The sequence below is a fragment of the Micromonospora sp. NPDC047465 genome (assembly GCF_040643125.1).
Taxonomy (GTDB): domain Bacteria; phylum Actinomycetota; class Actinomycetes; order Mycobacteriales; family Micromonosporaceae; genus Micromonospora.
This window is the reverse complement of the sequence record NZ_JBEYTP010000019.1, coordinates 24147-41638: the sequence shown is the minus strand read 5'-3', so window position 1 is coordinate 41638 and position 17492 is coordinate 24147. Positions and strand designations below refer to the sequence as shown.

The window sequence follows — 17492 nt, the reverse complement described above, 5'->3', positions numbered from 1 at the left end:
ACGGATCCGGATCTGCCGGTGGCTACCCGCCACGGTCGTGATGGCGAACTGCACCAGTCGACTCGCGAAAGGTGCCACGTTCGCGGCCACTCAGTCGAGGCACGTAGCAATGCTCTTTCGGTCGGCGTCGGGTCACCACTGGCTGATGAGCGGCGGGTCCGGTTCGTGCTGCCGCCAGGCTTCGCTGAGGCGGGCGAGGCGGGTGGGGGCGGCGATGCCGCGCACGGTTGCGATCTGGCCGTTGGTGATGTCGAACGCCACTGCCCCGAGGACCTGGTCGCCGAGCACGAAGAGGATGGCGGGGGCGCCGTTGACGAGCGCGTAGTGGATGGCGGGCGTGCCGCCGGCGAGTCGCCGTTTCGCGGGCGTGGGTTTGAAGCCGGCCCGTACGACGGCGGCGACGCGCTGCGGAGTGTCGTACCGCAGCAGCGTCTCGGCCAGGCCGGCGCCGTCGGTGATCGCGGTCGCGTCGTCGGTGAGCAGTGCTACCAGCCGTTCGGTGCGGCCCGAGGAGGCAGCGGCGAGGAATTCCTCGACGATCCTGCGGGCGGATGCCGGGTCGACCTCGCCGCTGCCGCGTCGGCGCGCGGCGGCGATGTGGCGCCGCGCCCGGTGGAGGTGCTGCTGGCTCGCGGACTCGGTGATGTCGAGAATCTCGGCGATCTCGGCGTGGCTGTAGGAGAACGCTTCGCGCAGGACGTAGACGGCCCGCTCGAGGGGTGACAGGCGCTCCATGAGAGTCAGCACGGCCAGCGAGACCGATTCGCGCTGCTCGACGGTGTCGGCCGGGCCGAGCATCGGGTCGCCGGCGAGGAGCGGTTCGGGTAGCCAGGCGCCGACGGTGCGTTCGCGGCGGGCTTGTGCCGAGCGGAGCCGGTCGAGGCACAGGTTGGTGACGACCTTGGTCAGCCATGCTTCCGGCACCTTGATCCGCTGCCGGTCGACGGCCTGCCAGTGCAGAAACGCATCCTGCACGGCGTCTTCGGCGTCGGCGGCGGAGCCCAGCAGCCGGTACGCCAGCGAGGCCAGCCGGTTCCGGCTGGCCTCGAACCGACCGGTGTCGAAGCGATCAGTGGCGGTGCTGTCCACTCGGACCACCCTAGGCGGCTACGCCGACCGCCTTCTTGGTGGACGCATCCGGTGCGGCCGCCAGGCGGTGCTTGCGCTTGGGCAGGCCGAAGGTCGGGTGCGAGGTGGCCCACAGCGAGAGCTTGAGGATGCCCGACTTGATCCGCGCGGCCTTCCGGCCGCCCACGTACTTCGGCTTTGCTTGCGCTTCGTCGTCGACCAGCTGCAGGATCCCGTCGCGCCGCCCGAGGCTGATGTGGTTGCCCGGGTAGACCAGCTTGGTGTTCGCGATCCTGCGGCCGGTCAGGCGTCCCAGGATCGCCTCGATGGCCTGCTGGCCGGTGAAGCCGGCCGAAGCGCAGGACATCGGCAGCGGCCGGCCGTTGTCGCCGATGGCGTAGGCGCTGTCGCCGGCGGCGTAGACGTTCGGGTGCGAGACCGATCGCATGGTGCGGTCGACGACGATCCGACCGTTCTCGGTGACCACCAGCCCGCTGGCGGCGGCGATGGGGTTGACCGTGAATCCGGCCGTCCACACGGTCGCGTCGGACGCCAGGGCGGTGCCGTCGGCGCACAGCACCCGTGTCGCTTCGACGGCCTCGACGCTGGTGTGCTCCAGGACGGTGACGCCCAGCCGGGCGCAGGCGCGGCGCAGGTGGCTGCGGGCTCCGGCGGAGAGCCGGGCGCCCAACTCGCCGCGGGCGACCAGCGCCACCGACAGGCCGGGCCGGGCTTCGGCGATCTCGGTGGCGGTCTCGATACCGGTCAACCCGTCGCCGACGACCAGCACACGCCCGCCTTCGCCCCGCCTGCCCAGGCCGTCCAGGTGCTCGCGCAGGCGCAGCGCCGAGGGCCGGGCGGCGATGTCGAACGCGTGCTCGGCCACGCCGGGGACGCCGCGGTCGTCGCCGTGGCTGCCGAGCGCGTAGAGAAGCGTGTCGTAGCCGAGCTCGCCGCCGCCGTCGGCGTCGGCCAGGGCGACGACCTGGCGCTCGGGGTCGACGGCGGTGACACGGGCCAGGCGCAGCCGGATCCCCGTGCCCGCGAAGACGTCGGCGAGTTTCGGAGCCTTGATCTCGTGCCCGGCCGCGAGTTCGTGCAGCCGCAGCCGCTGGACGAAGTCCGGCTCGGCGCTGACCACGGTGATCTCGGTGTCCGCCGGGGACAGCCGGCGGGCCAGGTTCCCGGCCACGTGGGCCCCGGCATAGCCGGCGCCGAGGACGACGATGCGGTGCTTCATGTGTCGCTCCTGTCGGTTCGCTTGCCTCCGCGAGTTGAGCGGAACGGCGCCCCGATTGCTGACAGGAAATACATGTGGCATGGGTCACAGGACGGCAGGAGCGCCCCCGACGACGCGCGCGACGCCGAGGCGGCGCAGCTGCGGGCCGAGTTGAACGAGGTGACGATGACGTGGCATTGGTCCTGGCGGCGCGGCTGCGCAGTGGACCAATCACCGACTACCGCTCCTTGAGGCGGCGGGCGACCTCCTCGGCGACCCGCCGGTGCAGCTCGGCCAACCGCTCGTCGGTGTACTTCGTCAGGTCGCCCGGGTCCGTGCCGCCGTTCGCCGCCTGCTCCCGTTGCTTCTGCTGCTCCCGGCGTTGCAGCTCCTGCTCCTCAGGCGAGCCGGGGGCGGCGTACGCGCACCGGACGAGGGTGCCGTCGGCGTTCTTCAGGCAGGTTGCCTCCCGGCCGTTGATCTGACCCCGGCCCTCCACCCGGTACCGGATGCTCTGCTCACTGCCGAGTGTGGCGGTCCACGTGCTGCCGCCGGTCGGCACCACCTCGAACACCTGGTCGTCGTTCCAGCAGCAGACGTCCCGGTACTCCGCCTTGATCAGGGCGACGATCGCCTGAGGCGACGACCAGGTCGGGCTGAGCCGGTGCACGGTCAGCGGGGCGAGACCGCGGCCGGCGTGCCGGGTCGGCACGGTCGACACCGCCACCACCGAACTGGCCTCGCCCTGTGGGGTGAGCGGGGTGACGTACGCGCTGCGTCCACTGCCGTCGCGGTAGCGGAGGGTGAACTCCGACTCGTTGCCCTCGTTGGCGCCGTCCTCGGAGGCGTCCCAGCCGCTGCGCTCGAACCACCAGTCGGCGAAACCGCCGACGGCGGTGGTGCCCTCCCGCTGCCGGGCGGCCAGGCTGATCGGGTAGGACGGTCCGGGCACCTTCGTCGTGTCGTCAGTGATCGTGACCTTTCCGGTTCGGCCGTCGTACCGCGCCACACCGGCCGGCCGTTCGGTCACCACCAGGATTCCGGTCTGCCGTTTCAGCGGCACCACCACGATCGGGTTGTCGCCCTCGCAGTAGACGTACGCGTCGTCGGCGGAGAACCGGGCCCAGCGCCGTTCGGCGGAGATCTTCCGGCCCAGGTTGTGGCTGAACCAGCCGCCGATCCGCGCGTCGGCGGCTGACACGTCGAACTGGCACCGCTGCTGCGCCCGGCTGTTGCCGCCGAGCGGTACCTCCTGCATCAGACCGACCTCGTAACCGGCCAACCAGCCGCGCCGCTCGACCAGGACGGAGAACCGGTCGGAGTCGGGCAGGTAGCTGACGTCGGTGATCTCGCCGGTGACGTCGCCCAGGTTGGGCGCGGCCTGTGCCTCGCCGACCAGGTACGGCGCACGTGCGGCCAGCTCCGGGACCGGATCGCTCACCACCCGCATGGTGCTCCCGTACGCCCGATCCTGGAGGTATTCGCCGTAGACCAGCCAGCACGCCCCAAGGGCCAGTCCGACGGCGGCGCCCAGCCAACCGAGGACGATGGTCCCCCTGGTCAACTCGGGCGTGGTCGTGCGCCCGCGGAGCCGGTGGGTGAGCAGTCGCACCAGGGCCGGCGCCCCGGCGAGCAGGGCCAGCAGGGCCGGCGCCACCAGCCAGGGCACGAGTTTGCGCAGCTCCCATACGAGGACGGTGGTGGCGTACGAGGCGTACCAGCCGACCGCGCCGAGGAGGATGAGCAGGAAGATCGGCGTACCCGTCCGCAGCGCCCGACGCATCGACACCCTCCTACTGATAGGACGAGCCCTGATCGTATTGAGGACGTCAAGACGCCTTGGTGCCGTCAGAGCGGCGCGACGACGATCAGCGGATGCGCATCGTCGACCGTGACGAGCCGAGTGGTTTCGCGTCCATGACTCCAGCCAGCCGTGCCCGCCTCTCGACCGGGCGAAGCGCACGACCCCGGGCTGACGCGACCGCGACGATCCGCACCATGACCGCAAAGGAAGGCCGACGCGTCACGGGGACCGGTCGGCGAGAATGCGTAGCCCCACGCGCCTGTATCCGGCAGCCACGCTCCGCCGGCAGCGCCCGCACCCGAACCCGTGCTACGAGCCGGTCACGGTGACGAACCTGCCATCGCGGCGCCAGTTCAGCGACCGGCCCTCAATCACCTGCCGAGGCAACCCTGTCATCCGACGATTCATCACGATCGAAGCACCACCATGATTCGCGGCGATCATCGATGCCCGAGGGGCTCGCAACTGCGCACGAGGTCGTTAGCCGGGAATGCTCACGAAACAGATCCAAACGTGCGATGGGCCCAATCGGCGAAGCTGGTCCAACCAACCTCCGGGTGGGCGGCATGCAGCGCGGCGATGTCGACCTGGTAGCCCGGCCCGTTCAAGAACGCCCACATCGCGTGCATGTCCGGATCGCCGATCTCGGCCAGCGGCACCCTCTCATGGCGCACTTCCCGTCCCAGCGCCGCGCCCAGTGCGGCCGCCATCTGGGCGGGGGTGGGGGCATCGCCGGCCAGCTCGATGCGTCGCCCGACATAGGGGGCGGGGTCGAGAAGCACCTGCGCGGCGAAGACCCCGTGGTCGGTGCGGGCAAGCTGCTGCAGCGGCCGATCCGCCGGCAGCGGCAGATCGAGCACCCCACTGCGAATGCGGTCCGCCCCGCCGAGCGCGTTGTCGAAAAAGTACGTCGGCCCCAAGATCGTGTAGGGGACGTCACCAGCAGCCAGCTCGGTTTCGATGCGCGCCTTGCTGTCGAAGTGGGGCACACCGCTTCCCTGATCGGCGCCGGCCACCGAGCTGAACACCAGGTGCGGCACCCGCGCTTCGCCGGCGGCTGCCAAGATCGCCCGCCCCTGGGTCACTTCGGCATCCACGCCCGCCTCGAACGGAGTCGTGAGCGCGAAGGTGGACCCCGCGCCCGCCATCGCCGTGGCCAGCGAGCTGGGATCATCCAGCGAACCCGCGACCACCTCGACGCCCCGGTCGGCCAGCCGGCGAGCCGCCGCCCGCTTCGGGTCGCGCACCAGCGCCCGCACCCGGGCCCCGCGGCCCAACAACGCCTCGACAACGGCACTGCCCTGACCGCCGGTCGCCCCGAGCACCAAGATCGGCGCATCGGCCATCGAAGTCACCTCTTCTCAGCGAGCGAGCGCGGCGACCGGTCGTCGCCGCGCTCCACCGTATCCTCCCGCCTCGGACGTCATCCCATCCTCGCGAACGTTCGCGGTGGCCGTTCCCAGCCGGCACGGTCGGCGCCGGCTTGGTAGGCGCTCGGCAGGAAGGTGAGGACCGTCGCGCGCGGGTCGGCGGCGCGGGCGTCGTCGTACGTCAGCAGCGCGAGGTGTCCACCCCGGTTTTCGACCCAGCGTGCCTGCGCGGGTCGCAGCGGTTCCCCGGTGAGACCGTCAGGCTCGGGCGCGGTGTAGGAGTTGATGGCCGGTTCGGGAACGCACCTGGGTCACCGCACTAGATGATCTCCTCGCACACCCTGCCGCTCACACCGCCGCCGCGGCCCGCATGCGGGCGTACTCGACCTCCATGTCGGGTGGGCCGAAGCCGTGGTTGGCGTAGTCGGCACGCATGTCCTCGATCGCGGCATCGAGCTCGGCCGACGGGCCGCCCTCGGCGAGCAGCACCACCAGCGGCTCCCACATCGCGCCGCCGAGATCGGATATGCCGCGTAGCGCCTCGAGGTAACGGCCCGGCCGGAGCAGGTCGAGCGCGGTGTGGGCGAGCTGGTCGGCCGCACCGACCAGCAGCGCCGCAGCGCGGTCCAACTCCTCGGTCGTCGTCACGGTCGCCGGGTACCTGCCAGGGTCCAGGCGCAGGTGGTAGTAGCTGCCCTCCGGGCATTGGCGGGTCTCGACGAACCCGATCCGGTAGGACGTAGCGTTCCTGTCCAACAGAACCGGAGGCTGGCCCCAGCGGGCGGCACGCCAGTTCAGGTACTCCCACCAGGCAACCGGCACCACACCGATGCCCACGTTGACGAAGATCGTGCCGCCGCCGACGCTGCGCATCACACTCCGTCCGACATTGACCTGTGCGACGCCGTCGGTCGTGACGACCGACCATGTCCCGCGAGTACCCTGGAAGCCCAGCGGCCGCACAACGGCGCCGATGTCCTTGTTCAGCCGGCTCGTCGTCTGCGCGGGAGTGATCATCTGGTACACCGTAACCGCTCGACGCTCCCGTTGAGACGGCACGCGCCTGCACCACTCGCGATACGCCGGCCCGGATAAATCACCTTGTTGCCCTGCTGGCCGCTGCCTACTGTGAGGCGATGATCTCGCGACTGCTGACGGTGACCTATGACGCGCACAACGCGGCCGGCCTGGCGCAGTTCTGGGCCGGCATGCTCGGCCGCCAGGTCGTCGAGGACGCCGGTGGCGCGCTCCTGCCCGGCGAGGACGGCCAACTCAGCCTCGGGTTCGTCCCGAGCCGCGCAGAGCAGGTGGGGCCGAACCGCCGCATGCACCTCCACCTGACCAGCGCCAGCCGCGACGACCAGCAGCACACGGTGGCCACTGCGCTGAGGCTCGGCGGAAGCCACCTCGACGTCGGGCAGCGCCCCGAGGAGGGGCACATCGTCCTGGCCGACCCCGAGGGCAACGAGTTCTGCGTGATCGAGCCGGGCAACGCCTTCCTCGCCGGGTGCGGCCTGCTCGGGGAACTCGCCTGCGACGGCACCCGGGAGGTCGGCCTCTTCTGGAGCAAGGCGCTGGGCTGGCCGCTGGTGTGGAACCAGGACCAGGAGACCGCGATCCAGTCACCGCACGGCGGCACGAAAGTCGCGTGGGGAGGCCCACCCGTGGCCCCGAAAGAGGCAAGGAACCAGCAGCGCTTCGACCTCGCCCCGGCCGGCGGAGACCAGCAGGCGGAAGTCGACCGGCTGGTCTCCCTCGGGGCCACCCGGCTCGAGGTCGGTGCGGACGGCACCGTCGTGCTGGCCGATCCCGACGGCAACGAGTTCTGCGTGCGAGGAAACTGACCACAGCGCGGCCTCCTCGGCGCACTGCTCCGCGAGCCCTCAGTTCCTCTCCTACGCCGGCCGGTGGCCGCTCCCCCGTACCGGGAGCGGCCACCGGCGCCGGTCACGGCCGGCGGGGACGGCGGGTGAGAGCGAAGCCAGCGACGCCGGCTACGGCGGCGAGTACGCCGCCCACCGTGCTCCAGATCCAACGCGAGCCGAGGCCGGACACCCAGTCGAGGTACCCGCTCTCGTCCTCCTCGGCCGGTTGTGCCGCCGGTTCGGCGTTGAGTATCGTGCCGGCCTGTGTGGGCGGCACCAGCGGCGCCTTGAGCTCGCCGTCGTCGCGGGAGTCTTGCCGGTCCGCGCTGACCAGCAGTTCCACGTCGATCGGGAGCCCGAGGTCGGCCTCCGGCAGCTCGGCCACCGACAGCCGGACGTAGTACGTCCCGGGCAGCGGGTCGGCTGACCAGGGTTCGGACCAGGTCCGTACCTGTCGCAGGGTGCAACCGAGCGACACGCTGCCGGCAGAGGCCGCGACGGTGGGGGCCTGCGCGCCGGCCGTGCACGACTGGCGTCGCCGTAGCCCGTCGAAGACCTCCATCGTCCAGGTCGACGCGCCGCTGCGCGACTTCGGGAACGACACGGTCGCGGTGATCTCGTGCCGTTCACCGGCCGCGGCCGGGAATGACCAGTACAGGTAGTCGCCGGTGGAGGCGGCGACCCGGACCGGCTGTCCGCCGGCGATGCTGGCGGCGGTCAGAAACGAGGTCCCCGCCCGGGTGACCGGGGTGGCGCCCGGCGAGGGTGTGGGCGCGGCCTGGACCGGGGCGGGGACGGCCAGCAGGGCCAGGCCGGCGGCGGCCAGCGCCGCTCCGCTCCGGATCGTCCGGGTAATCATCAGTTCTCCCTCCAGGTGGCCACCCACCAGCGGGTGAGAAGGCCGGTGACCAGTCCGGTGAGCAGGCCGGCCACGGTCAGCAGCACCAGCAGCATCCAGCCCCGACCGAGGTCGGGGGCGGCCGGGGCGGGCGAGGACGCGACCACGTCCACGGTCAGCTCGACCGGCATTCCGGGCGTCGCCTGGGTGCCCGGCCGGGGCGCGAAGGCGTTGCTGACGACCAGGCAGACCGTGGTGGCCGGGACGGCGGTCGTGGCGTCCTGCGTCGGTGGCACCCCGTCCGCCTGCTTCTCGCTCGCTGACCAGCGCAGGCCGGCGGAGACCACGTCGGTGCGACCGCTGCCTGCGTCCACCCCGCGGACCAGTTCCCGGCCGTCGGTGGCCGTGGCCCGCAGCAGCACTCCGTAGTCGCGGTTCACCGGGCGGTCCAACGCCATGCTGACCGAGACCCGCAGCTCCTGCCCGGGGCGGACCGGCACCCGGTACCAACGATGTTCCGAGAACGCCTCCCGGTCGCTGTAAACGCCGGAGCCGAGCAGCGGCGCATCGTCGCACGCCGATTTCCCGGCGACCACGGCCGGGGCCGCCGTGTAGGTGTCCTTCGCCCGGTCGACCAGCTGCTTGATCCGGCTGGTCAGCTCGTCGGCGCTCTGTGCGGCGGTGTACGTGCCGCCGGTGGCGCCGGCGATGCAGAGCAGCTGCCGACGCACCTTCTCGTCCGGGGCCAGCCCGAGCGTGTCGACCACCAACTTCGTGCCCTGAGCGGCTAGCTCCCGGGCAACCTCGCAGGGGTCCGGCGGGGCGCAGGTGTCCTCGCCGTCGGTGATCAGCACGATCCGCCGGGCGGTCGTGCCGGTGCCGAGGTCCTGGGCGGCCGAGCGCAGAGCCAACCCGACCGGGGTGAACCCGGTCGGCCGCAGGGTCGCCACCGCGGCCTTGGCCTGCGCCCGATCGACCGGGCCGACCGGCACGATCTGCTGGGTGTCCAGGCAGCCCAGCTTCTTGTCCTTGCCCCGGTAGGTCGCGCCGAGCACTCGGATACCGAGCTGGGTCTCCTCGGGCAGCGCATCGACCACCTCGTTGAAGGCCTGCTGGGCGACGGAGATCCGGCTACGGCCGTCGATGTCCTTGGCCCGCATCGAGCCGCTGACGTCGAGCACCAGCTCGACCTTCGGCGGTTCGACCGGTGTCTCCTCGTCCGCGAGGGCTGGCGCCGGACCGGTCATCACGGTCGCCGCCAGCAGTCCGATGAGGACGGCCGCCGATCGTCTCTTGTTGATCACCGGCGGAGTGTAGGCCATATCCACTGTGGATGGTCACGAAGGCCGACGCCGGGGGAAGCGCCCACCGGGCCCGTCGCGGCGATCCCGGCCAACCCCCGCTGCACCGGCCGGCAGGTCTGGAACCGGCAGCACACCGACCACGACGACATCGAACCCGACGCAGCACCACCCGTCACCGCGAGATCCAACGCTGGACCACTGCCCCCACAGTGGGTCATCTCCCGCCAGGTCGTCCACCCGCCCGTACCGCACGAGGTCGCTGAGACCTTGCGGACTTCAGTGCGAGGGATCGACCCGGAAGCTCCCGCACGTCACGAGCGGAGCCTCGTCGGGGTCTCCTGCCGGGCGGCCTGGTCCGAGACGTTCCGCCGTCGGCGGAGCAGGACGGCTAGCGCGGCGGCGGCGACGAGCAGCAGTATCGCCTCGTCCGGCACGGACCCGAGGGTGCTGGTCACCCACTCCTGTGCCGCGCCCTCGACGTCGGTCAGGCCCAGGCCGCCGGCCAGGCCGGCGGTGCCGTCGAAGGCCAGGAACAACGCGCCGAGCGCGATGAACAGCAGCCCGGAGACGAGGGAGGTGCTGTGTACCTGGAACCTGCCCACCGTCAGGCCCCAGCCCCGTAGCCACCGCCGCTGCCCGATGCGCCACCGGTCCCAGACCAAGGCGAGCAGCAGCAACGGCGCGGTCATGCCGAGGGCGTAGACGGCGAGCAGCGCCCCACCGGAAGCGGGCTGACCGGATGTGGCGGCGACCGTGAGGATCGCGCCGAGGATCGGCCCGGAGCAGAAACCGGCGAGCCCGGAGACCCCGCCGAGGGCGAACACCGAAGCCGGGGAGTCTCCGGTCAGCCGGCCCAGCCAGCGCTGCGCGGGGCCGAAGGCGAAACCGCGTCCGGCCAGCTGTACGACACCCAACGCGATGATCGTCCAGCCGGCGACCAGGATCAGGGTGTCGCGGTGGCGGAAGAACACGCCCGCGATGGCGGAGGAACCGACGCCGAGGGGCACCAGGACAGCGGCGAGCCCGAGGTAGAACACGCCGGTGCGCGCCACGAGGCGGCCGGGGCTGCCGAACGCGTACGCGAAGAACGACGGCAACAGCATCGCGCTGCACGGGCTCAGCAAGGCGAGCGTCCCGCCGAGCAGCGCGGCCAGGTAGCCGACGTCGGTCATCGCGCCAGCTCCAGCTCCTTGTCGATGGCCTGCTTGAACGCCTCGAACGGCTGGGCGCCGATGATTGGGGTGCCGCCGACGATGAACGCGGGCGTGCCGGTGATGCCCATCGACGTGGCCTCCTGCTCGTCGCGGTCGATTGCGGCTGTGGTGACCGCGGAGGCACGGTCGGCGTCGAAGCGCGCCAGGTCCAGCCCGAGCTCGCGGGCGGCGGCGCGCAGCGCCTCGTCGTCCAGGGCCCCGCTGTTGACCCGCCGTTCCTCGGCGTACAGCGCGTGGTGGTACTCCCAGAACTTGCCTTGGGCGCCGGCGGCGCGGGCGGCGGCTGCGGCGTCCCGGGACTGACGTATTCGCGGATCAGCCGGGGTTCGACCTGCCGGGCGTGCCGTCGGCAGAACGGGCACTGGAAGTCGGAGTATTCCAGCATCACGACGGGCGCGTCCGGCTCACCCAGTGCCACCGGGTCTCCCGGTGTCCGTCGAGCCAGCCCGGCGAATGGGTTCGCCCGGTCTTCCCCGGGGCCTGCCGCCTGTCCGCCGGGCGCGGCCGGGTTTACGTCGGAGGACGGCCGGCCGAGCACGATCAGCACGGCGACCACGGCGATGACCAGCACCGGACCGAGCCATCCGGCGGTGCGCCGGATGGCGTGCGGCCCACTTGCGCGGCGTGCGGGCCGACGCGGAGCGGAACGGGCGGAGGGCTTCATGGCGGCTCCCTGGACACTTCTACTATGCGTCTTAGTACTATCCACCCTAGTACTATGATGGTTCGTACGAAGGTGAGGAGGAGCACCATGCGGAGCTGGACGCCGCGCCGGCTGGCCGCCGCGGTGGTCGGTGGCGTCGTCACCGCGGTGGTGATCGCCGTGCCGACCGACCTGCTCGACACGCCCCTGTTCGGCCGCAGCGTTCCGGTGCCCTGGTGGGCCTGGCCGGTCCTGGTCGTCACGGCGACGCTCTCGGGCCTGCTGCTGGCCACCTACGTCCGGCCTGCGGGCGCCACGCGGTCCCCCAGGGCGGAGCAACGGGTGGGCGCGGTGGGCGGTGTGCTGTCACTGCTGGCGGTGGGCTGCCCGGTCTGCAACAAGCTGGTACTGCTCGCGCTCGGCACCAGCGGCGCGATGACCTGGTTCGCGCCGGCCCAACCGCTACTGGCCGCCGCCTCGATCGGCCTGCTCGGCTGGGCGCTGCGGCGGCGGCTGCTCGGTGAACGGCAGTGCCCGGTGCCCGCGTCGGGCGGAAGGGTCGAGCGGTGACCAGGCCCGGGCGCCGTGACCGCGGTGCGGAACGCTCCCTCGGCCCCTTGGAGTCCGAGGTGATGAACCGGCTCTGGGCAGCGGATGCTCCGCTCACGGTCCGGCAGATGGTCGACTCGCTCGCCGACAAGGGCCTGGCCTACACGACGGTGATGACGGTCCTGGACAATCTTCACCGCAAGGGTTGGGCGGAGCGGGACCTCGTCGGCCGCGCCTACCGCTACCGGCCCCGCATCGGCCGAGAGGAACACATCAGCCAGGTGATGGCCGACGCGCTCTCCTCCGCCAGCGACCAGCACGCCGCCCTCGCCCGGTTCGTCGACACCATGAGCCCCGAGGAGGCGGCCCTGCTGCGCGCCATCCTGCACGACCGGCAGGAGTCGACATGATCAGTCTCCTCCTGCTCGTCTGGGCAGTTGCCGTCGCCGTGGCTGCGCCACGTGCCATCGCCGCCCGGTCCTGGAGTCGGGCCGCCCCACGGGTCGCAGTCGGCCTGTGGCTCGGCGCCCTGGCGTCGGCAACCGGAGCCGTGCTGAGCGCCGGTCTGCTCGTCGCCGTGCCGCCAGCCGCGCTCGCCGCCGGCCTCGACGGCGTCGTCGAGGCCTGCGCCCGCGCGCTGGCCCGTCTCGGCGCTCCCAACGAGACGCTCGCCGCGCTCGCCCTGGCCGCCACCGCCGTACTCGCCGCCCGCCTCGCGATCAGCGCGGTTGCCACCCTCCACGCGGCACGACGGTGGCGCCGGCACCACCTCGCGGCGCTGCCCCCCGTGGCCCGACCAGGACCGGCCGGCGGTTGCACCGTGGTGGAGCACGCCACGCCGATGGTCTACTGCCTGCCCGGCAGACCCGGACACGTTGTCGTCACCCGTGGCGCGCTCGACGTGTTGACCCCGCGGCAACTCGAGGCGGTGCTGCGGCACGAACGCGCCCATCTACGCGGTCGTCACCACCTGCTCGTGGCCGTCGCGGCGGCCTTTCACCGGGCCCTGCCCGGGCTGCCCCTGGCCCGCACCGCCGAGGACGAGATCCGCCGCCTCGTCGAGCACCTCGCCGACGACCGGGCCGGCGCGCAGCACGGCCGTCACACCGTGGCCGCCGCCATCGTCCGACTCGCCGACACCACCCCCGGTCACGCCCTCGGCGCTGGCGGCACCGCCGTGGACCGGGTGCGCCGACTACTCACCCCCGCCCCGCCCAGGTCGACCGCACGGGGTCTGCTCGGTGCCTCCGCCGTCGCCCTGCTCCTGATGTTCCCCCTGGTCACGGCCGCGACCGCTGCGGGGATCGCCGTGCACGAGACCACCTGCTCACACTCACAGACCTCCGCCCGCGGCTGAGCCTGGGGAAAGACCAACTCACACCTCACCTGCCGGCCGATGCTGGAAGCCGGAAGACGCCGCCAAACCGAAAGTAGGCCGAAACGTGGACAGTGCCGACTGGGATGCCCGCTACGCCGACGCCCCCGAGCTTGTCTGGACCGCCGAGCCGAACCGGTTCGTCGTCGAGGAGACCGCCGACCTGCCGCCGGGCCAGGCGCTCGACCTGGCCGCGGGCGAAGGTCGCAACGCGGTCTGGCTGGCCGAACGCGGATGGAGGGTCACCGCCGTCGACTTCTCCGCCGTGGCCGTGCGACGCGGCCAGGACCTTGCCCGCGAACGGGGCGTCGACATCGACTGGCAGGTCGCCGACGTCACCACCTACCGGCCCGAAGCCGACGCCTACGATCTGGTGCTCATCGCCTACCTGCACCTGCCCCGCCCCGACCTGGCCACCGTCCTGCGGCACGCCGCCACCGCCGTACGCCACGGCGGGTCGTTCGTCCTCGTCGCCCACGACCTGGCCAACCTCACCGCCGGCACCGGCGGCCCGCAGGATCCGGCGGTGTTGCCGACGCCAGAGATGGTGGTCGCCGAACTGCCCGGCATGCAGATCAGCCGGGCCGAGACGGCCCGGCGTCCGGTCCGGGTGCGGGATGAGACGGTCGACGCCCTGGACACCGTGGTGGCCGCGACCCGCCCGTGACCGCTGCCTACAGGCAGTTCACCCCGGCAGCGCCCTTTCCGGATTCATCAGCTCGCACGGATCGAACAACTGCTCCAGGCCCCGCATCAGATCTGGTGCCGCTGATACGGCTCGTGTTCGGGGAGGATCTGACACAGTTCACCGCACCCATGCTCACCATAGGTGCTCATGCCGTAATCCCGTAGCAGCCAGCGGGAACTGCGGAAATTCGCCGGCGGTCGGAGTGGGCATTGCCAACCAGAACATCAGATCGATGGTGCCGCTGGGCCGGTTCCTGGCGATCGACTGGAATGCAAATGGGGTTTGGGCGGCCGTGCCTGCCCTTGAGTTCAAGTGATGGGCTTCGCTCCCTGGCCGCTCCGCCATCAGCGTCTGCCAGCGGTGACCGCACCTACATGGATGGCAACTACGGGGATCAACCTTTGCGGGGCTGGCTCACGCCGAGGATGTTGCCTTCGCTGTCCTTGAACCAGGCGCCGCGCATCGTCGGAAACTCTGCGACGCCGTTGACTGTCTTGAGGCCAGGGAGATCGTACTCCTCGAACGTCACGCCGCGCCTCCGGAGGTCCGCCATCTCGGCGTCGAGGTCGGCGACCAGCCAGGCTGCCAACGTGTGGGGCGCCTGCCCGGCGTTCGATGTGGGATAGATGAAGAAACGCGTTCCGCCGGACTCGAAATGGACGGCGTCCTCGGCTTCCTGCGACATGGTCAGGCCCAGGGTGTCGCGATAGAAACGCTTGGCCCGCTCCATGTCGTTCGCGGGAATGGCCGCCTGCACCGATGCGTCTGTCAACATGATGGCTCACCTCCTACGCCAGCGTAGTCATCACCAGGCCGACAGACTTCCACTTTGTCCCACTTCGCCGTCATCGTGACCGCGCTGGGGCTCGCCGCGTGCCAGGTACGCCCGCCAGGTACCGGTGATCTACCTCCTGACCCGGCCGTCCGGCGAGAGGGCGTGCGATGGTGCCAGATCTACCCGGGCCTACCGCTCTCGGCTGGGTTGATAGCCGAGATGTCGGCTGTCAGTCTTGCCTCTAGGCGACGTGCAAGCGGGCGACCCGCGTACCGCTGGAGTGCCGCAGCCCGAGTCGGTTCCGGTCAGCACCGTGGACGACGCTCAAGCCGCGGCCGAGCGGCTCGGCTACCCGGTGGGGGGGTCAAGGCGCACGCCGGCTTGCCGGCAGTATCGGCGTCGTCCGCGTCGGCCTGACGCCAGGAGATCCAGCGCTGGAACGAAGCTTCTGGCCGGCCTGGTCTCCTGCGGCGTCTGCGACCGCCTCTTGGACCCCACTGGGTCCACGGCCGTCCCGGTTATCGCTGCTGCCACGGCTACACGAGCAGCCGCGTCAACACCTCTCCACGGCCGAAGATCCTCTACCTCCGGCAAGACGGCCTGCTGGACCGGGCCCAGCAGGCCGGGTGCTCCACCGACACCACCCCCGTTGCGCCGCCCCGACCCGGGACGCTCGGCCCAGGGCGGCGGCCTCCGCCCGGTCGTCACAGGTCGACGCCGGCTCGTGCCAGCTCGGTGAAACCGGCAGGTGGAAGCAGGCACGACCAGCGACGCCAGGATCCGACGAGCGCCCCGCCCCTTGAGGCCAGGCCGGTCCGCGATGCGGGGCGCCCGCTGTCCACCGCCGGCTCAGGTGCGGGCGCTGATCGGGAACACCCGGCAGAGCCAGCCACTGATCGGCTCGTCCGGGCGCGTAGAGGGTGGGCGATCGCGATCGACATGGCGTGCCCGGGCTCGGTGGGAGGCAGGTCATCGCCATCGTCGGCGAATTCGGCGACCTACGCTCCGCCGCGGCCGAACCCGGATCCCACCACGGCCACGGGCATCACCGGAGAACCGAGCAGCACCGGCGTGTCAGCGGACGTCGCCACTGACGTTCTGCCGACCCGGACGCCGGTAGCGGAGCCAGGCGTCCTCATCGAACGCCGGGACCGGACCGGCTTTGGGGATTTCCTTCATGTTGTCCATCCGGCGCGTCACCTCGAATCGCAGGCGTTCCTGGTAGTCGCGCCCGAAGCCAGTGAGCTCTTCGATCCTCCGCTGTAGAGCGTCGCGCTCGTTCTCCAACGAGAGGATGGCATCGTGGTAGCGCTGGAGGGCCGCCTCCTCCGCCTTTCCGGCGGTCGCCTGGGCCTCCTCCACCAGCGACTGCGCCTCGCCCAGGGCGCTGCCGATCAGCCGGTCCGCCTCGCGTCTAGCGTCCTCGATGTGGCCATCCGCGGTCTGCTGCGCCATTTCCAGCACGCGGGCCACCTGGCCGTCCTGCGCGCCCCCTTCGGCGCGCGCTCCGGCCTGTGCGCGGGCGCGCTCGAGGTCGGCGTGGAGCAGGTCGCGGACCCGTTCGGTGTCCGCCTTTTCACTGATCACCCGCTGGAGCCTCGACCGCAGTTCTGACAGCTCGGCGTAGCCGGCTGCGCCGAGCCCATCGGCCTCGTGGCTCGGCGGGCCCTGCACGACCCTCCGACGCAGTGATTCGTTTTCCTCGATCAGCCGGATGATTTCACGTTCGATTCCGTCGAGGAAGGCGTCGACTTCCTCCTCGTCATAGCCCCTCTTGCCGATCGGGGGCTTCTTGAACGCGACGTTGTGGATATCGGCCGGAGTTAGTGGCATCTTGGCTCCCTGGAGTTTGCCCGCGGTCACGGCGTCGCGCCGGACAGACTACCCCGGCCGGCGCAGACGGATGGCGGCGCATAGACAATGTCGTCGTCGTTACGAGTGACGCTCGCACAGAGCTACATCGGAGCGGACGACCCACGCCCCTGCCCGCCGCCGTCAGCTGGCGGACCGGCCGGAACAACCACCCGTGGTCGTGACGGTGCCTCAGATCTCGGGCCTGACCTGGGCCGGCAGCTCGACGACACCGCGGTCGTTGTCCCTGCTGCCGCCACCACCCACGTCGTTCATCAGGCTCGACAGATGCTCTTGGAGGCGCTGGCGGTAGTCCTGTGCAAAATGATTGAGAGTGATGATGTGCCGCTGTGCCTCCGCCAGCTTGACGTCGAGGCCCTCAATGGCCTCCTTGTGGCGGCCAACGGCCTGCATCTCCGTCTCCCGTGCCTCGGCCTGCGCTTCCTGAACCATTCGCTCGATTGTCGCTCGGGTCTCCGCCAGCAGTTCATCGGCTTCCGCACGCGCCTTGCTCAAATAATCGTCGGCGGTGCGTTGCGCCATCATGAGCACCGGCAGGCTTCTGCCCTCGTCATCAGGTGCATCCTCCCTGGCCTGAGCGCGCGCCGACTCCAACTGTCGCTGCGCGTCCTGCGCGGCCTGCTCGGCGATCACCCGCTCTCGTTGCAGCCGGTCCAACTGCGCGTGCAGCTGCTGCAACTCCAGGCCCAGCCGGCCGTGGCCGCCGGCGCCGGTCTCCACCTGCACCCGCAGGGCACTGTTGTCGTCCGCAAGCCGTTGGATCTCACGTTCGACCTCGTCGAGGAAGGCATCCACCTCTTCCTCGTCGTATCCCCGCTTGCCGAGCGAGGGCTTCTTGAAGGCCACGTTGTGAATGTCGGCCGGCGTCAGAGGCATCGGAACTCCTTGGATCGGTCGCTGAGCGACAT

16 protein-coding genes and 2 pseudogenes are annotated in these 17492 nt (G+C 71.1%); 5 read left to right on the top strand and 13 right to left on the bottom strand.

The features are described from left to right. Nucleotides 1–132: 132 nt before the first annotated feature. The 6 genes and pseudogenes from ABZ793_RS18635 to ABZ793_RS18610 form a co-directional block, all read right to left on the bottom strand. Entirely contained in the window at nt 133–1089 is a 957-nt protein-coding gene (locus ABZ793_RS18635) for a sigma-70 family RNA polymerase sigma factor (protein WP_357458603.1), read from the bottom strand. A 10-nt stretch (nt 1090–1099) separates the two neighbouring features. Then, nucleotides 1100–2308, bottom strand: a complete 1209-nt coding sequence (locus ABZ793_RS18630) for an FAD-dependent oxidoreductase (protein WP_357458600.1) — start codon at nt 2306–2308, stop codon at nt 1100–1102. 217 nt (nt 2309–2525) lie between these two features. Next, nucleotides 2526–4070, bottom strand: coding sequence for a hypothetical protein (locus ABZ793_RS18625; protein WP_357458597.1), 1545 nt, complete (start codon nt 4068–4070; stop codon nt 2526–2528). A gap of 515 nt (nt 4071–4585) precedes the next feature. Beyond that, entirely contained in the window at nt 4586–5437 is an 852-nt protein-coding gene (locus tag ABZ793_RS18620; protein WP_357458595.1) for an NmrA/HSCARG family protein, read from the bottom strand. 77 nt (nt 5438–5514) lie between these two features. Continuing rightward, nucleotides 5515–5751, bottom strand: a pseudogene (locus tag ABZ793_RS18615) (DUF5996 family protein); the annotation flags it as partial. A gap of 58 nt (nt 5752–5809) precedes the next feature. Beyond that, the gene (locus ABZ793_RS18610) at nt 5810–6478 is read right to left on the bottom strand and encodes a hypothetical protein (protein ID WP_357458592.1); all 669 of its coding nucleotides are present in this window, start codon (nt 6476–6478) and stop codon (nt 5810–5812) included. A 119-nt stretch (nt 6479–6597) separates the two neighbouring features. On the opposite strand from ABZ793_RS18610, the gene ABZ793_RS18605 reads away from it, so the two are divergent. Continuing rightward, nucleotides 6598–7305, top strand: coding sequence for a VOC family protein (locus ABZ793_RS18605; RefSeq protein WP_357458590.1), 708 nt, complete (start codon nt 6598–6600; stop codon nt 7303–7305). A 103-nt stretch (nt 7306–7408) separates the two neighbouring features. Here the strand turns inward: ABZ793_RS18605 and ABZ793_RS18600 are convergent, their stop codons facing one another. The 4 genes and pseudogenes from ABZ793_RS18600 to ABZ793_RS18585 all read right to left on the bottom strand — a co-directional run bounded on the left by ABZ793_RS18600 (nt 7409) and on the right by ABZ793_RS18585 (nt 11067). Further along, a complete protein-coding gene (locus ABZ793_RS18600; RefSeq protein ID WP_357458587.1) occupies nt 7409–8185 on the bottom strand; it encodes a peptidase in 777 nt (258 codons plus the stop codon). Beyond that, complete coding sequence (locus ABZ793_RS18595; protein WP_357458584.1) at nt 8185–9468, bottom strand: VWA domain-containing protein; 1284 nt, start codon at nt 9466–9468, stop codon at nt 8185–8187. Before ABZ793_RS18595 ends, ABZ793_RS18600 begins: the two co-directional genes overlap by 1 nt. 311 nt (nt 9469–9779) lie before the next feature. Further along, nucleotides 9780–10640, bottom strand: coding sequence for a cytochrome c biogenesis CcdA family protein (locus ABZ793_RS18590; protein ID WP_357458581.1), 861 nt, complete (start codon nt 10638–10640; stop codon nt 9780–9782). Continuing rightward, a pseudogene (locus ABZ793_RS18585) lies at nt 10637–11067 on the bottom strand (DsbA family protein). Before ABZ793_RS18585 ends, ABZ793_RS18590 begins: the two are co-directional and overlap by 4 nt. Before the next feature lie 366 nt (nt 11068–11433). On the opposite strand from ABZ793_RS18585, the gene ABZ793_RS18580 reads away from it, so the two are divergent. From ABZ793_RS18580 to ABZ793_RS18565, 4 genes are all read left to right on the top strand, one after another. Next, the gene (locus ABZ793_RS18580) at nt 11434–11895 is read left to right on the top strand and encodes a hypothetical protein (RefSeq protein ID WP_357458579.1); all 462 of its coding nucleotides are present in this window, start codon (nt 11434–11436) and stop codon (nt 11893–11895) included. Nucleotides 11896–11942: 47 nt separating this feature from the next. Continuing rightward, on the top strand, nt 11943–12284 hold the full coding sequence (locus tag ABZ793_RS18575) for a BlaI/MecI/CopY family transcriptional regulator (RefSeq protein WP_357458576.1): 342 nt from the start codon (nt 11943–11945) through the stop codon (nt 12282–12284). After that, the gene (locus ABZ793_RS18570) at nt 12281–13231 is read left to right on the top strand and encodes a M56 family metallopeptidase (RefSeq protein ID WP_357458573.1); all 951 of its coding nucleotides are present in this window, start codon (nt 12281–12283) and stop codon (nt 13229–13231) included. Before ABZ793_RS18575 ends, ABZ793_RS18570 begins: the two co-directional genes overlap by 4 nt. Nucleotides 13232–13316: 85 nt before the next feature. Next, the gene (locus ABZ793_RS18565) at nt 13317–13916 is read left to right on the top strand and encodes a class I SAM-dependent methyltransferase (RefSeq protein WP_357458570.1); all 600 of its coding nucleotides are present in this window, start codon (nt 13317–13319) and stop codon (nt 13914–13916) included. Between the two features lie 415 nt (nt 13917–14331). Here the strand turns inward: ABZ793_RS18565 and ABZ793_RS18560 are convergent, their stop codons facing one another. The 3 genes from ABZ793_RS18560 to ABZ793_RS18550 form a co-directional block, all read right to left on the bottom strand. Continuing rightward, complete coding sequence (locus ABZ793_RS18560) at nt 14332–14712, bottom strand: VOC family protein (RefSeq protein WP_357458568.1); 381 nt, start codon at nt 14710–14712, stop codon at nt 14332–14334. Between the two features lie 1074 nt (nt 14713–15786). Beyond that, nucleotides 15787–16545 (bottom strand): DivIVA domain-containing protein, encoded by a 759-nt coding sequence (locus ABZ793_RS18555; RefSeq protein ID WP_357458566.1) that lies wholly within the window; start codon nt 16543–16545, stop codon nt 15787–15789. 210 nt (nt 16546–16755) lie between these two features. Continuing rightward, nucleotides 16756–17460, bottom strand: coding sequence for a DivIVA domain-containing protein (locus ABZ793_RS18550; protein WP_357458563.1), 705 nt, complete (start codon nt 17458–17460; stop codon nt 16756–16758). Nucleotides 17461–17492 lie beyond the last annotated feature (32 nt).

What these genes read in the sequence shown, in the direction of transcription:
- ABZ793_RS18610 (WP_357458592.1), bottom strand. Translation starts at nt 6,478, where the DNA reads ATGATCACTCCCGCGCAGACGACGAGCCGGCTGAACAAGGACATCGGC.
- ABZ793_RS18620 (WP_357458595.1), bottom strand. Translation starts at nt 5,437, where the DNA reads ATGGCCGATGCGCCGATCTTGGTGCTCGGGGCGACCGGCGGTCAGGGC.
- ABZ793_RS18550 (WP_357458563.1), bottom strand. Translation starts at nt 17,460, where the DNA reads ATGCCTCTGACGCCGGCCGACATTCACAACGTGGCCTTCAAGAAGCCC.
- ABZ793_RS18590 (WP_357458581.1), bottom strand. Translation starts at nt 10,640, where the DNA reads ATGACCGACGTCGGCTACCTGGCCGCGCTGCTCGGCGGGACGCTCGCC.
- ABZ793_RS18625 (WP_357458597.1), bottom strand. Translation starts at nt 4,070, where the DNA reads ATGCGTCGGGCGCTGCGGACGGGTACGCCGATCTTCCTGCTCATCCTC.
- ABZ793_RS18570 (WP_357458573.1), top strand. Translation starts at nt 12,281, where the DNA reads ATGATCAGTCTCCTCCTGCTCGTCTGGGCAGTTGCCGTCGCCGTGGCT.
- ABZ793_RS18605 (WP_357458590.1), top strand. Translation starts at nt 6,598, where the DNA reads ATGATCTCGCGACTGCTGACGGTGACCTATGACGCGCACAACGCGGCC.
- ABZ793_RS18600 (WP_357458587.1), bottom strand. Translation starts at nt 8,185, where the DNA reads ATGATTACCCGGACGATCCGGAGCGGAGCGGCGCTGGCCGCCGCCGGC.
- ABZ793_RS18555 (WP_357458566.1), bottom strand. Translation starts at nt 16,545, where the DNA reads ATGCCACTAACTCCGGCCGATATCCACAACGTCGCGTTCAAGAAGCCC.
- ABZ793_RS18630 (WP_357458600.1), bottom strand. Translation starts at nt 2,308, where the DNA reads ATGAAGCACCGCATCGTCGTCCTCGGCGCCGGCTATGCCGGGGCCCAC.
- ABZ793_RS18580 (WP_357458579.1), top strand. Translation starts at nt 11,434, where the DNA reads ATGCGGAGCTGGACGCCGCGCCGGCTGGCCGCCGCGGTGGTCGGTGGC.
- ABZ793_RS18560 (WP_357458568.1), bottom strand. Translation starts at nt 14,712, where the DNA reads ATGTTGACAGACGCATCGGTGCAGGCGGCCATTCCCGCGAACGACATG.